General features: G+C 61.9%; 11 protein-coding genes. 8 read left to right on the plus strand and 3 right to left on the minus strand.

The annotated features are described in order from the left end of the window. Positions 1 to 153 precede the first annotated feature (153 nt). Positions 154 to 1,485, plus strand: coding sequence for a substrate-binding domain-containing protein (locus SC318_RS16180; RefSeq protein WP_413817646.1), 1,332 nt, complete (start codon positions 154 to 156; stop codon positions 1,483 to 1,485). Between the two features lie 120 nt (positions 1,486 to 1,605). Here SC318_RS16180 and SC318_RS16185 read toward each other — a convergent pair whose 3' ends face one another. Then, positions 1,606 to 2,835, minus strand: coding sequence for an acyl-CoA dehydrogenase (locus tag SC318_RS16185; RefSeq protein WP_320427609.1), 1,230 nt, complete (start codon positions 2,833 to 2,835; stop codon positions 1,606 to 1,608). A gap of 151 nt (positions 2,836 to 2,986) precedes the next feature. Here SC318_RS16185 and SC318_RS16190 point away from each other — a divergent pair, with 151 nt between their 5' ends. The 3 genes from SC318_RS16190 (at position 2,987) to SC318_RS16200 (ending at position 5,344) form a co-directional block, all read left to right on the plus strand. After that, a complete protein-coding gene (locus SC318_RS16190; RefSeq protein ID WP_320427610.1) occupies positions 2,987 to 3,922 on the plus strand; it encodes a LysR family transcriptional regulator in 936 nt (311 codons plus the stop codon). Positions 3,923 to 4,036: 114 nt separating this feature from the next. After that, positions 4,037 to 4,429, plus strand: coding sequence for a MerR family transcriptional regulator (locus SC318_RS16195; RefSeq protein ID WP_003174785.1), 393 nt, complete (start codon positions 4,037 to 4,039; stop codon positions 4,427 to 4,429). 15 nt (positions 4,430 to 4,444) lie between these two features. Further along, positions 4,445 to 5,344, plus strand: a complete 900-nt coding sequence (locus SC318_RS16200) for a hydroxymethylglutaryl-CoA lyase (protein WP_320427611.1) — start codon at positions 4,445 to 4,447, stop codon at positions 5,342 to 5,344. A 746-nt stretch (positions 5,345 to 6,090) separates the two neighbouring features. Here the strand turns inward: SC318_RS16200 and SC318_RS16205 are convergent. Beyond that, positions 6,091 to 7,722 carry an AMP-binding protein gene (locus SC318_RS16205; protein ID WP_320427612.1) on the minus strand — a complete coding sequence of 544 codons (1,632 nt, stop codon included), beginning with the start codon at positions 7,720 to 7,722 and terminating at the stop codon, positions 6,091 to 6,093. A 150-nt stretch (positions 7,723 to 7,872) separates the two neighbouring features. Here SC318_RS16205 and SC318_RS16210 point away from each other — a divergent pair, with 150 nt between their 5' ends. From SC318_RS16210 to SC318_RS16225, 4 genes are all read left to right on the plus strand, one after another. Next, positions 7,873 to 9,036: an isovaleryl-CoA dehydrogenase gene (locus SC318_RS16210; RefSeq protein WP_320427613.1), complete on the plus strand. Its 1,164-nt coding sequence runs from the start codon at positions 7,873 to 7,875 to the stop codon at positions 9,034 to 9,036. A gap of 105 nt (positions 9,037 to 9,141) precedes the next feature. Beyond that, a complete protein-coding gene (locus SC318_RS16215) occupies positions 9,142 to 10,746 on the plus strand; it encodes a carboxyl transferase domain-containing protein (protein ID WP_320427614.1) in 1,605 nt (534 codons plus the stop codon). 14 nt (positions 10,747 to 10,760) lie between these two features. Then, a complete protein-coding gene (locus tag SC318_RS16220; protein WP_320427615.1) occupies positions 10,761 to 11,567 on the plus strand; it encodes a gamma-carboxygeranoyl-CoA hydratase in 807 nt (268 codons plus the stop codon). Further along, the gene (locus tag SC318_RS16225; protein WP_320427616.1) at positions 11,564 to 13,489 is read left to right on the plus strand and encodes an acetyl/propionyl/methylcrotonyl-CoA carboxylase subunit alpha; all 1,926 of its coding nucleotides are present in this window, start codon (positions 11,564 to 11,566) and stop codon (positions 13,487 to 13,489) included. Before SC318_RS16220 ends, SC318_RS16225 begins: the two co-directional genes overlap by 4 nt. On the opposite strand, the gene SC318_RS16230 is transcribed toward SC318_RS16225, so the two are convergent. Beyond that, a complete protein-coding gene (locus tag SC318_RS16230; protein ID WP_320431247.1) occupies positions 13,486 to 14,121 on the minus strand; it encodes a LexA family protein in 636 nt (211 codons plus the stop codon). The genes SC318_RS16225 and SC318_RS16230 overlap by 4 nt on opposite strands. Positions 14,122 to 14,140 lie beyond the last annotated feature (19 nt).

Below are 14,140 nucleotides of genomic sequence, written 5' to 3' on the forward strand. Positions count from 1 at the left end.
GATAGCAGTGTGTCAGTCAGCTGATCTGTAGCTGATACGCCGCCATCGGGGGCAAGCCCCCTCCCACATTTTGATCTGCGGTGTGTCAGTCATATGGTTGCAATCCAACTGACTTAATCTTGCGGCACTCCCTTTGGCTGACGAAGGTGCCGGCTGATGCTGCGCGTTCTGTTACTGCTCGCCCTTTTCCCTTTCTTCGCGCTGTCCGCCCCGCTGCCCCTGCCCGACCAAGGCCCGGCTTTGCGCATCCAAGGCTCAAACACCATTGGCGCGGCGTTGGGCCCGGCATTGGTCAAGGGTTTGATGGAGCGTCAGGGTGTGCAAAACGTGCACAGCGAACGCGTTGAGGGCGCCAATGAACAGCGTGTAATCGGCAAAACCCGTCAGGGTAAAACCGTGTTTATCGACGTCGCCGCCCATGGTTCCAGCACCGGGTTTGCCGCGCTGAAAAACCACAGCGCCGACCTGGCCGCCGCGTCCCGCCCGATCAAGGACGGCGAATTGGTTGACCTCGAATCCCTGGGCGACCTGAAAAGCGCCGGCGCCGAACACGTGATCGCCATTGACGGCCTGGCGATCATCCTTAACCCGCGCAACCCGCTGAACAGCCTCAACACCGAGCAACTGGCGCAAATCTTCAATGGCGAGATCAGCAGCTGGGAAATGCTGGGCGGCACTGGCGGAACCATTCATCTGTACGCGCGGGACGATCAGTCCGGCACCTATGACACCTTCAAGGAGCTGGTGCTGAACCGGCGCGGCAAACCGCTGGCAGCGTCTGCCCAGCGTTTCGAATCGAGCGAAGCGTTGTCCGATGCAGTCAGCCAGGACCCCCAGGGCATCGGTTTTATCGGCCTGCCCTACGTACGCCACGCCAAGGCAGTGGCGGTTAACGATGGCGACTCGCAACCGATGTTGCCATTGAGCAGCCTGATCGCCACCGAGGATTACCCGCTGTCACGGCGGCTGTATTTCTACCTGCCCCCAACAGTTCACAACCCGTGGGCCAAAGCCTTGGTGGACTTCGCCCAAAGCGCCCAGGGCCAGGCGCTGGTGGCGGCCAACGGCTTTATCGCCCAGCACGTGCAGGCGATGGAGGTAGAGCCTCGCGCCTCGATGCCTGAGGACTATCAGGCGATTGCGCGCAACGCCCAGCGCTTGACGGTGAATTTTCGTTTCGAGGAAGGCAGCGCCAGCCTGGACAACAAGGCGCGCCAGGACGTGCTGCGGGTGGTGGCTTATCTGAAAAGCCACGGCAAACTGCATGAGCAAGTGACGCTGGCAGGGTTTGGTGATGCCAAGAATGATCCGCAGCGCGCAGCCCTGCTGTCGAAGTTGCGGGCGATGGCCGTGCGCAGGGAACTGGTGAAAAGCGGCGTGGTGCTGCGCGATATTCGCGGGTTTGGCGCGCAGATGCCAGTGGCGGCGAACACGGCGGATGAAGGGAGGATCAAGAATCGGCGGGTGGAGGTTTGGGTGTATTGAACCCTGGGAACGGTGGTGTTTGAACTGGCCTCATCGGGGGCAAGCCCCCTCCCACACTTGGATTGGTGTACACCGGCAAAATGTGGGAGGGGGCTTGCCCCCGATATAGGCGACGCGGTGCTACTGCCCGCCGCGCATCAACTCTTTAGGCACATACTTGCCAATCTCGAACTTGCCAATCGCCGCACGGTGCACTTCGTCCGGGCCGTCGGCCAGGCGCAGGGTGCGTTGCATGGCGTACATGTAGGCCAGCGGAAAATCATTGGAAACGCCGGCACCGCCGTGAATCTGGATCGCACGGTCGATCACCTTCAGCGCCACGTTCGGCGCGACCACCTTGATCTGGGCGATTTCGCTTTTCGCGACTTTATTGCCCACGGTGTCCATCATGTACGCCGCCTTCAAGGTGAGCAGCCGCGCCATGTCGATTTCCATGCGCGAGTCGGCGATCTTGTCGATATTGCCGCCCAAACGCGCCAAAGGCTTGCCGAATGCGGTACGGCTGACTGAGCGCTTGCACATCAATTCCAGTGCACGTTCGGCCATGCCGATCGAGCGCATGCAGTGATGGATACGGCCCGGGCCAAGCCGGCCCTGGGCGATTTCAAAGCCACGGCCTTCACCCAACAAGACGTTTTCGTACGGCACACGCACATTGTCGAACAGCACTTCGGCGTGGCCATGGGGCGCATCGTCGTAGCCGAACACCGGCAGCGGACGTACGATTTTTACACCTGGAGTATCCACCGGCACCAGAATCATCGAGTGCTGCTGGTGGCGCGGCGCATCCGGATTGCTCAGGCCCATGAAGATCAGGATTTTGCAGCGCGGGTCACAGGCCCCGGAGGTCCACCACTTCTTGCCGTTGATCACCCATTCATCACCCTGACGTTCGGCGCGGGCGGCCATGTTGGTGGCATCCGAGGAGGCCACGTCCGGTTCGGTCATGGCGAAGGCTGAGCGAATCTCACCGCGCAGCAGCGGTTCCAGCCAGCGCTGCTTCTGCTCTTCATTGGCGTAGCGCACCAGCACTTCCATATTTCCGGTGTCGGGGGCTGAGCAGTTGAACGGCTCCGGCCCCAGCAGCGAGCGGCCCATGATTTCGGCCAGCGGTGCGTATTCGAGGTTGCTCAGGCCGGCGCCCAGCTCGGATTCGGGCAGAAACAGGTTCCACAACCCTTCGGCTTTAGCCTTGGCTTTGAGCGCTTCCATGATCGCGGTGGGCTGCCAGCGGTCACCTTCGCTGACCTGGCGCTCAAACACCGGCTCGGCCGGGTAGACGTAAGCGTCCATGAATGCGGTGACGCGTTCACGCAGTTCCTGAACCTTGGGCGAATAGGCGAAATCCATGAGCGGCTCCCTTCTCTGAGAGGTTGTTTAGGTCATGCAATCGATGCTAGAACAGCGCTGATAATTTACCTAGCCTATTCTCGGCGTGTATTAACATTCATCACCGATATATGATCGGCGTATGAATACCTAACAATAAGAGTGCAACGACATGAATCTGAGCAAGGTCGACCTGAACCTCTTTATCGTCTTCGACGCGATCTATACCGAAGCCAACCTGACCCGCGCCGGGCAGATTGTCGGCATTACCCAGCCGGCGGTATCCAACGCCCTGGCACGCCTGCGCGAGACCTTCAACGACCCGCTGTTCGTGCGCACCGCCCAGGGCATGGTGCCCACGCCGATGGCCCAGAACATCATCGGCCCGGTGCGCAACGCGTTGTCGCTGCTGCGGGTGTCAGTGCAGGAGAGCCGGATTTTCAACCCGCAGCAGGCGGCCAAGACCTATCGCATCAGCATGACCGACCTGACCGAAGCCGTGATTCTGCCAGCGCTGTTCCAGCGCCTGCGCCGCCTGGCGCCGACGGTGGTCATCGAGAGCTTTTTATCCAAACGCCGCGAAACCACCAAGGAGCTGGCCGCCGGTCGCCTGGATTTCGCCGTGGATGCGCCGCTCAACACCGACCCGCAAGTGCGTCACGTCAAGCTGATGGAAGACCGCTACGTGTGCGCCATGCGCAAGGGCCATCCGATGGCGGGCAAGGACAAATTCACTCTGGATGACTACCTGGCGCTGACCCATATTCATATTTCCAGCCGCCGCAACGGGCTGGGGCATGTCGACCTGGCCTTGGGCAAGATGGGCATCCAGCGCAAGATCGCCCTGCGCTCCCAGCACTATCTGATGGCCTCGCAAGTGTTGCAGCAGACCGACATGGTGATGACCGTGCCCGAGCGCTTCGCCCGTCGCCATGAACTGCATTGGTTCAACCTGCCGGTCAATGATGTGCCGGCGGTGGAAACCCACCTGTACTGGCATGAAAGCACCGACCAGGACCCGGCCAACCGCTGGATGCGCGAGCAGATGATCGAGTTGTGCCAGCAGGTGACGGCCCACGAGAAAAAGCTGGATAAACAGCAGGCCTGAAGTAGCCGAGTTCCCCTGTGGGAGGGGCTTGCCGCCGATGGCCTGCGCAGCAGGCCCTTGACGTTTACGTCAACCTGCAATTAGCTTAGCGCCAAGACCTTCTTGAGCATCGCCATGAGCACCACCTACAGCATTTCCGACCTGGCCCGCGAACTCGATATCACCACCCGCGCCATTCGCTTCTATGAGGAACAAGGTCTGTTGGCCCCGGAACGCCGGGGTCAGGAGCGTATCTATTCGGCGCGGGACAAGGTCAGCCTCAAGCTGATCCTGCGTGGCAAGCGCATCGGCTTCTCCCTGGCTGAATGCCGCGAGCTGATCGAACTCTACGACCCCACCAGCGGCAACCACATCCAACTCAACAGCATGCTGGCAAAGATCGCCGAGCGCCGTGAGCAGCTTGAGCAGCAGTTGCTGGATATCGAACAGATGAAGCTGGAGCTGGACACCGCCGAAGAGCGTTGCACCCAGGCCCTGGCACACACCATGAGCCAGGCCGGCCATTGATCAGAAGGTAACGCCATGTCCCTCCCCTCACACGTACGCCTGGTGGAAGTCGGCCCGCGCGACGGTTTGCAGAACGAAGCCCAGCCGATCAGCGTGGCCGACAAGGTTCAGTTGGTGGACGCCTTGAGCGCCGCCGGCCTGAGCTATATCGAGGTCGGCAGTTTCGTCTCGCCCAAATGGGTGCCGCAGATGGCCGGCTCCGCCGAGGTGTTCGCGCAGATCCAGCGCAAGCCTGGCGTGACCTATGGCGCGCTGGCGCCGAACCTGCGCGGTTTCGAAGATGCGCTGGCGGCTGGGGTCAAGGAGGTCGCGGTATTTGCGGCGGCGTCCGAGGCGTTTTCCCAACGCAATATCAACTGCTCCATCAGCGAGAGCCTGGATCGGTTTGCACCGCTGATGGCGGCGGCCCGGCAGCACGGGGTCAGCGTGCGCGGGTATGTATCCTGTGTGTTGGGTTGTCCGTATGAGGGCGACATCGCGGCGGCGCAAGTGGCGGCTGTCGCCCGTGAGCTGTATGCCATGGGCTGTTATGAAGTGTCCCTGGGCGACACGATCGGCACCGGCACGGCGGGCGCGACCCGGCGGCTGTTCGACGTGGTCGGGGCCCAGGTGCCGCGTGACAGACTTGCCGGCCACTTCCACGACACCTACGGCCAGGCAATCGCCAATATCTACGCCAGCCTGCTGGAAGGCATCCAGGTGTTCGACAGCTCTATCGCGGGCCTCGGCGGCTGCCCATACGCCAAGGGCGCCAGCGGTAACGTCGCCACCGAAGACGTGGTGTACCTGCTCAATGGGCTGGGCATCGAGACGGGTATCGACCTGGAGCGCTTGATTGGCGCGGGCCAGGGGATCAGCGAGGTGCTGGGCCGCGCGACCGGATCGCGGGTAGCGAAAGCGCGTAACGCCAGTTGAGTAGCACAGCTGTGACAATGTGTTACCGCACGCCGACGTAGCGGGTAACGCGGGAACATAATCTGTCGCAATTTATGAAAGATATTTCTCGAGTAAAAATCAAAGCATTGATTTTAAAGGACTTTTAAAAGTTGGCACGGCTTCTGCTATCTCTATGGCATAACAAGAATAAAAAGCGCCAAACCTAATAAAAATAAGACGGAACGACTCTGACATAACAAAAACAACACGGCAGAGACGCAGCTAACAGATTTTTTTGGAGAAGATGTGCTTCGCAGGGTACGGCATGCCGAAACCCGCAACCGGTTAGAGAAAAATAAAACTACCTCAGGTAGCTACCCACTGGTTGGATCGTTAACGAAGAAGCAGATCAGCGTTCAAAAAAATACGTTTGCTCTTGACCCCGGATGGGGGTCGCCAAAAACAGCGGTAAAGGGTAACGGTTGCCAAAAACAACAATAGGCCGCCCCTCAATAATAAAAAAAGAGCACGCAACGACACATTAAAGGGGACCTTCGGGTCCCCTTTGTGTTTTTCGTCATACGCCGGATGTACCGCCCGTAATCGCGCTCCGTGGGAACGAACGTGGCCCATTGTAGGAGCGAGCTTGCTCGCGAAAAACGTCCAGGCAACGTGTTCATTCTGAATAAACGCGCAGGCCCTGGGTTCTTCGCGAGCAAGCTCGCTCCTACAAAAGCATCAGGGCAAGCCAAAACGGCCGGCACGCCCATCCCCGCAGGGAGCGGTCAACGAGCCTGGAGCTCCTCGATGGAGATTTCGCGCATGCGGAATTTCTGGACCTTGCCCGTCACCGTCATCGGAAACGCATCCACGAACTTGAAGTACCTGGGCGTCTTGAAGTGGGCGATGCGGCCCTTGCACCAGGTTTGCAGCTCCAGTTCGCTCGCCACCTGGCCCGGGTGGAATTTGATCCAGGCGACAATTTCTTCACCGTAGCGATCATCGGGAATGCCGATGACCTGCACATCGGCCACTGCCGGATGGGTGAAGAAAAACTCCTCAAGCTCCCGTGGGTACACATTTTCGCCACCGCGAATGATCATGTCCTTGTTGCGCCCGGCGATGCACACATAGCCGTGTTCATCCATGCTCGCCAGGTCGCCGGTGTGCATCCAGCCTTCCCCGTCGATGGCGTCGCGGGTGCCCTCGGGGTTGTTCCAGTAACCGAGCATCACGCTGTAGCCGCGCGTGCACAACTCGCCTATCTCACCGCGTGGCAGTGTGTTGCCATCAGCGTCAATGATCTTGTTTTCCAGGTGCGGTTGAGTGCGCCCAACGGTGGTCACGCGGCGCTCGAGGTCGTCATCGGCGCCGGTCTGCAACGACACCGGGCTGGTTTCGGTCATGCCGTAGGCGATCTGCACTTCACTCATGTGCAACTGGCTAATGACGCGGCGCATCACCTCGATCGGACAGGTCGACCCGGCCATGATCCCGGTACGCAGGCTGGATAATTCGAACTCGTCGAGGCGTGGGTGATCGAGCAGCGCAATAAACATGGTCGGTACGCCGTACAGCGCCGTGGCGCGTTCTTCGGCGACGGCAGTGAGCGTGAGCAGCGGGTCGAAGCCGTCATTGGGGTAGATCATGGTGGTGCCGTGGGTGATGCAGGCCAGGTTACCCATCACCATGCCGAAGCAATGATAAAGCGGCACCGGGATCACCAGGCGGTCCTGCGCAGTGAGGCCAAGGCTTTGCCCAACCATGTAGCCGTTATTGAGGATGTTGCGGTGGCTGAGGGTGGCGCCCTTCGGAAAGCCGGTGGTGCCGGAGGTGTACTGGATGTTGACGGGCTGATCGGCCTGCAGACTGGCTTGGCGCGCGTGCAATTGCTCAAGGGGAACCTGCGCGGCCAGCGTCGACAACGCTGACCAGGGCAAAAATTGCGCTGGCGGGTTGGGGTCAAGGCTGATGATGGTGCGCACGTCAGGCTTCAGCGCCTGCAGCATGCCGTGGTAATCGGAGGTCTTGAACGAGCCGGCGCACACCAGCCACTGGCAGCCGGACTGCTTGAGCACGTACTCCAATTCACTGCTGCGATACGCCGGGTTGATATTGACCAGAATCACGCCGAGCTTGGCGCTGGCGATCTGGCTGATGCACCACTGCGCACAGTTTGGCGCCCAGATGCCGAGGCGGTCACCGACCTGCATACCCAGGGCCATGAACGCACGGGCGTGCACGTCCACCGTCTCGGCCAGTTGTCGCCAGGTGTAGCGGCAATGCTGATGGCGCACCACCAGTGCTTCGCCATCCGGGTAGCGTGCCACCGTACGGTCAAAGGCCTGGCCAATGGTTTCGGCCAGCAAGGCCTTGTCCTGGGAGCCACGGCTGTAGCTCAGGTTCGGTTGATCCATAACGACCCCTGTTGTCTTTTTTGTAGGTTGACGTAAACGTAAACTACGATTGACAGCGCCTTAACGCAAGTTTACGTTAACGTAAAGGTGAGCGCCCTCCTCCGCGCCTCGCCCGCACAACAACAAAAGCTCACATTAAGGTGCCCGTCCATGAGTTACCCGTCCCTGAACTTCGCCCTCGGTGAAACCATCGACATGCTGCGCGACCAGGTGCAGTCCTTCGTGGCCAAGGAAATTGCACCGCGAGCGGCCCAGATCGACATCGACAACCTGTTCCCCGCCGACCTGTGGCGCAAGTTCGGTGACATGGGCCTGCTGGGTATCACCGTGCCGGAAGAGTACGGCGGTGCCGGCCTGGGTTACCTGGCGCACGTGGTGAGCATGGAAGAAATCAGCCGTGGCTCGGCCTCGGTGGCGCTGTCATACGGCGCCCACTCCAACCTGTGCGTCAACCAGATCAACCGCAACGGCAACCATGAACAGAAGCTCAAGTACCTGCCCAAACTGATCAGCGGCGAGCACATCGGCGCACTGGCCATGAGCGAGCCGAATGCCGGCTCCGACGTGGTTTCGATGAAATTGCGCGCCGACAAGCAGGGTGACTTTTACGTACTCAACGGCAGCAAGACCTGGATCACCAACGGTCCCGATGCCAACACCTATGTGATCTACGCCAAGACCGACCTGGAAAAGGGTGCCCACGGCATCACTGCGTTTATCGTCGAGCGTGACTGGAAAGGCTTCAGCCGCAGCACCAAGTTCGACAAGCTGGGCATGCGCGGTTCCAACACCTGCGAGCTGTTTTTCGATGACGTGCACGTACCGCAGGAAAACATCCTCGGCGTGCTCAACGGCGGCGTCAAAGTGCTGATGAGCGGCCTGGATTACGAGCGCGTGGTGCTCTCCGGCGGCCCCACCGGCATCATGCAGGCCTGCATGGACCTGATCGTGCCCTACATCCACGACCGCAAGCAGTTCGGCCAGAGCATCGGCGAATTCCAGCTGATCCAGGGCAAGGTCGCCGATATGTACACCCAGCTCAACGCCAGTCGCGCCTACCTCTACGCGGTGGCCCAGGCTTGCGAGCGCGGCGAAACCACGCGCAAGGACGCAGCCGGGGTGATCCTCTACAGCGCCGAGCGCGCCACGCAAATGGCCCTCGATGCGATCCAGATCCTGGGGGGCAACGGCTACATCAATGAATTCCCCGCCGGGCGCCTGCTGCGCGACGCCAAGCTGTACGAAATCGGCGCCGGCACCAGCGAGATTCGACGGATGTTGATCGGTCGCGAACTGTTTAACGAGACGAAATAAATTTCGTCAGCGGCAAGTGACAAGCTTCAAGCAGCAAGAGGACGGTGCTCTTGCTTCTAACTTGTAGCTTGTAGCTCGAAACTCAAAGCTGCTACGGAGTAGCCCATGCTTCTACACACCCAGCTCAACCCACGCTCGGCGGAGTTCAGCGCCAATAGCGCGGCGATGCGCCAACAGGTCGATGCGCTGCATGCCCTGCTCGCCCAGGTACAGCAAGGCGGCGGCGCCAAGGCTCAGGAACGCCACACCTCGCGCGGCAAGTTGCTGCCACGCGAGCGCATCAATCGCTTGCTCGACCCCGGCTCGCCGTTCCTCGAATTGAGCCAGTTGGCCGCCCATCAGGTGTATGGCGAAGACGTGCCGGCCGCCGGCGTAATTGCCGGCATTGGCCGCGTGGAAGGCGTCGAATGCATGATCGTCGCCAATGATGCAACGGTCAAAGGCGGCTCCTATTACCCGCTGACCGTGAAAAAACACCTGCGCGCCCAGACCATCGCCGAGCAGAACCGCCTGCCGTGCATTTACCTGGTGGACTCCGGCGGTGCCAACCTGCCGCGTCAGGATGAAGTGTTCCCGGACCGCGAACACTTCGGGCGGATCTTCTTCAACCAGGCCAACATGAGCGCCCAGGGCATCCCGCAGATTGCCGTGGTGATGGGCTCGTGCACCGCCGGCGGCGCTTATGTGCCGGCCATGGCCGACGAAGCGATCATGGTGCGCCAGCAGGCGACTATCTTTCTCGCCGGCCCGCCGCTGGTGAAGGCCGCCACCGGCGAAGTGGTCAGTGCCGAAGACCTCGGTGGTGCCGACGTGCACTGCCGAATCTCCGGCGTGGCCGACCATTATGCCGACAACGATGAGCATGCCCTGGCCCTGGCCCGGCGCAGTGTGGCCAACCTCAATTGGCGCAAGCTGGGTGAATTGCGCCAACGCCCGCCCGTGGCGCCGCTGTACAGCAGCGAAGAGCTTTACGGCGTGATCCCGGCCGACGCCAAGCAGCCGTTCGATGTGCGCGAAGTGATCGCGCGGCTGGTGGACGGTTCGGTGTTCGATGAATTCAAGGCACTGTTCGGCGCCACCCTGGTCTGCGGTTTTGCGCACCTGCACGGGTATCCGGTGGCGATCCTGGCCAACAACGGCATTCTGTTCGCCGAAGCCGCGCAGAAAGGCGCGCACTTTATCGAACTGGCCTGCCAGCGCGGGATTCCGCTGCTGTTCTTGCAGAACATTACCGGCTTCATGGTCGGCCAGAAGTACGAAGCTGGCGGCATCGCCAAGCATGGCGCCAAGTTGGTCACGGCGGTGGCCTGCGCCAAGGTGCCCAAATTCACCGTGATCATCGGCGGCAGTTTCGGTGCCGGTAACTACGGCATGTGCGGTCGCGCCTATGACCCGCGCTTTCTGTGGATGTGGCCCAACGCACGCATCGGTGTGATGGGCGCCGAGCAGGCGGCGGGCGTGCTGGTGCAGGTCAAGCGTGAGCAGGCAGAGCGCGCAGGCACTGCGTTCAGTGCCAGCGACGAAGCGGCCATCAAGCAGCCGATTCTCGACCAGTATGAAACCCAGGGCCACCCCTACTATTCCAGCGCACGCTTGTGGGATGACGGCGTCATCGACCCGCTGCAGACCCGCGACGTGCTGGCCCTGGCGCTGTCCGCCACCCTGAACGCCCCTATCGAGCCGAGCCGCTTCGGCGTGTTCCGCATGTAATCGGAGCTGTACCCATGAGCGATTTCAACACCCTCGAACTGATCACCGACCCCCGTGGCTTTGCCACGCTGTGGCTCAGTCGCGAAGCCAAGAACAACGCATTCAACGCCCAGATGATCCGCGAACTGATCATCGCCCTCGACCACGTACAGGGCGACCCGTCCCTGCGCTTTCTGGTGCTGCGCGGGCGCGGCAAGCACTTCAGCGCCGGTGCCGACCTGGCCTGGATGCAGCAGTCGGCCGAGCTGGATTATCACACCAATCTGGACGACGCCCGTGAACTGGCCGAGCTGATGTACAACCTGGCCAAGCTGAAAATCCCTACGCTGGCGGTGGTGCAAGGCGCGGCCTACGGCGGCGCGTTGGGCTTGATCAGCTGCTGCGACATGGCGATTGGCGCGGATGACGCGCAGTTCTGTCTGTCGGAGGTGCGTATCGGCCTGGCGCCAGCGGTGATCAGCCCATTCGTGGTGCAGGCCATCGGTGAACGCGCGGCCCGTCGCTATGCGTTGACGGCCGAGCGGTTCGGCGGTCAGCGTGCGCGCGAGATCGGGTTGTTGGCGGAAAGCTACCCGGCCGATGCGCTGGACCAACAGGCAGACACCTGGGTCGCCAATCTGCTGCAAAACAGCCCGGCGGCGATGCGTTCGAGCAAAGATTTGTTGCGCGAGGTGGGCAACGGCGCCCTCACCCCGGCGCTGCGACGCTACTGTGAAAACGCCATCGCACGTATCCGGGTCAGTGCCGAGGGCCAGGAAGGCTTGCGCGCATTTCTGCAAAAGCGCGCGCCGAGCTGGCAGTCCAAGGAGCCGCACCCATGACCGCACTCACTACCGTATTGGTGGCCAACCGTGGCGAAATCGCTTGCCGGGTGATGCGCACCGCCAAGGCGATGGGGCTGACCACCGTGGCCGTGCACAGCGCGATCGACCGTGATGCCCGGCACAGCCGCGAAGCGGATATTCGCGTCGACCTGGGTGGCAGCAAGGCCACGGACAGCTACCTGCAGATCGACAAACTGATTGCCGCCGCCCACGCCAGCGGCGCCCAGGCGATTCATCCGGGCTATGGCTTCCTCTCGGAAAACGCCGGGTTCGCTCGGGCCATCGAGGCCGCGGGCTTGATCTTCCTCGGCCCGCCCGCCTCAGCAATCGACGCCATGGGCAGCAAGTCGGCGGCCAAGGCGCTGATGGAAACCGCAGGCGTGCCGCTGGTGCCCGGTTATCACGGCGAGGCCCAGGACCTGGAGACTTTCCGCGAGGCCTGTGCGCGCATCGGTTACCCCGTGCTGCTCAAGGCCACGGCCGGCGGTGGCGGCAAGGGCATGAAGGTGGTCGAGGAGGTCAGCCAGTTGGCAGAAGCCCTGGCCTCCGCCCAGCGTGAGGCGCTGTCGTCATTTGGCAACGGGCAGATGCTGGTGGAGAAATACCTGCTCAAACCGCGCCATGTGGAAATCCAGGTGTTTGCCGATCAACACGGCAACTGCCTGTACCTCAATGAGCGCGATTGCTCGATTCAGCGGCGTCATCAAAAGGTCGTGGAAGAAGCACCCGCGCCGGGGCTCAGTAGCGATCAGCGCAAGGCCATGGGCGAAGCGGCGGTGCGCGCGGCGCAGGCGATAGGCTATGTCGGCGCGGGGACGGTGGAGTTTTTGCTGGATGCCCGCGGCGAGTTTTTCTTCATGGAAATGAATACGCGCCTGCAAGTGGAACACCCGGTCACCGAGGCGATTACCGGCCTCGACCTGGTGGCCTGGCAGATCCGCGTGGCCCAGGGCGAGGCGCTGCCGATCACCCAGGCGCAGGTGCCGCTGAGGGGCCATGCGATCGAGGTACGGTTGTACGCCGAAGACCCGGCCAATGATTTCCTGCCGGCGACCGGGCGGCTGGCGGTGTATCGCGAGTCCAACCCAGGTCCGGGTCGACGCGTGGACAGCGGCGTCGAGCAAGGGGACAGCGTTTCGCCCTTCTACGACCCGATGCTGGGCAAGCTGATCGCCTGGGGCGAGGACCGTGAACAGGCGCGGCTGCGGCTGCTGAGCATGCTCGACGAATTTGCAGTGGGCGGGCTCAAGACCAACCTGGGCTTCCTGCGGCGTATCGTTGGTCATCCGGCATTTGCTGCGGCTGAACTGGATACCGGATTCATTCCGCGCTATCAGGAACAGCTGCTGCCGGCAGCCGGTGCGCTGAGCGACGAGTTCTGGCAGGCGGCGGGTTCGGCCTTCATCCAGAGTTTGCCCAGCGGTGACGGGCCGTGGGCTGCCACCCAGGGTTTTCGCGCCGGGTTGCCGGCGCAGGTCTCGCTGCATTTGAGCTGCAATGGGCAGGATCGGCTGGTCACCCTGACAGGGCCATCGGCGCCTCTCACTGGTGAGCAACTGGTGCTCGAACACCAGGGTGTACGTCGCTCACATCTGGCGGTGCGCAATGAAGAAACGGTGTACCTGCGCTGGGATGGCGAGATGCAGGCCGTCAGCCTGTTCGACCCGATTGCGGCGGTCGATGCCAGCCACTCCCATCAGGGCGGTCTCAGCGCGCCCATGAACGGCAGCATCGTGCGGGTGCTGGTGGACATCGGGCAACGCGTGGAAGCCGGTGCGCAACTGGTGGTACTTGAAGCGATGAAGATGGAACACAGCATCCGCGCACCCGAGGCGGGTGTGGTCAAGGCGCTGTTCTGCCAGGAGGGCGAGATGGTCGCCGAAGGCAGTGCGCTGGTGGAACTGGAAACGGCGGACTAGAACTTCGCCGTGGCTTGCACGACGACGCCAAGGATTCGGCAATCGTCGGTGAACAGCAGCTTGGGATAGGTCGGATTGAGCGGCGCCAGGTAAAGCTGGCCGCTGTCGACCTGCAACTGGCGAAAAGTGGCCTGGGGGTTGTCGAGCCACTGCGCAACCACCAGTTTGCCGGGCTCGGCAGCGATGGCCGGGTCGACCAGGATCAGCATGCCGGCGCTGATACTCAGGCCGCTGGGGGCGGTCATGGCGTCGCCGATCACCGGCAGCCAGAAGGCGTCGCCGTGGGCGTGGTAATCCGTCAATTCGAAGCGTGCCGGCCCATAGCTGGCGCGTGCTTCGCGCAGTTCGCACACGCCGTTCCAGTCGCTGACCGGGTAACGAAAATACGGGTTGTAGTGGTGCATCCCTGGCGCCTCTGCCTGCGCCCTCTCGCGAATCTCCAGCGCCACCTCCAGGTCGCCCAGCCCCAGCTCCGCCAGCACCCGGTTCATGTCCGCAAGGCTCGGCACGCGGCGCTTGTTGAGCCAATGACCCACACCGCCCTGGGACATGCCCAGGCGCTCCGCCAGTTCATCCTGCGTGACCTTGCGGTCTTTCATGTTGGCTCGCACCAACGCTATCCAGTTATCCATGGCGCTGACAATACGTTGC

Source organism: Pseudomonas sp. MUP55 (assembly GCF_034043515.1).
GTDB lineage: Bacteria > Pseudomonadota > Gammaproteobacteria > Pseudomonadales > Pseudomonadaceae > Aquipseudomonas.

Coding starts and splice junctions, on each gene's coding strand:
- SC318_RS16185 (WP_320427609.1), bottom strand. CDS start 2,835: ATGGATTTCGCCTATTCGCCCAAGGTTCAGGAACTGCGTGAACGCGTC.
- SC318_RS16190 (WP_320427610.1), top strand. CDS start 2,987: ATGAATCTGAGCAAGGTCGACCTGAACCTCTTTATCGTCTTCGACGCG.
- SC318_RS16195 (WP_003174785.1), top strand. CDS start 4,037: ATGAGCACCACCTACAGCATTTCCGACCTGGCCCGCGAACTCGATATC.
- SC318_RS16200 (WP_320427611.1), top strand. CDS start 4,445: ATGTCCCTCCCCTCACACGTACGCCTGGTGGAAGTCGGCCCGCGCGAC.
- SC318_RS16205 (WP_320427612.1), bottom strand. CDS start 7,722: ATGGATCAACCGAACCTGAGCTACAGCCGTGGCTCCCAGGACAAGGCC.
- SC318_RS16210 (WP_320427613.1), top strand. CDS start 7,873: ATGAGTTACCCGTCCCTGAACTTCGCCCTCGGTGAAACCATCGACATG.
- SC318_RS16215 (WP_320427614.1), top strand. CDS start 9,142: ATGCTTCTACACACCCAGCTCAACCCACGCTCGGCGGAGTTCAGCGCC.
- SC318_RS16220 (WP_320427615.1), top strand. CDS start 10,761: ATGAGCGATTTCAACACCCTCGAACTGATCACCGACCCCCGTGGCTTT.
- SC318_RS16225 (WP_320427616.1), top strand. CDS start 11,564: ATGACCGCACTCACTACCGTATTGGTGGCCAACCGTGGCGAAATCGCT.
- SC318_RS16230 (WP_320431247.1), bottom strand. CDS start 14,121: ATGGATAACTGGATAGCGTTGGTGCGAGCCAACATGAAAGACCGCAAG.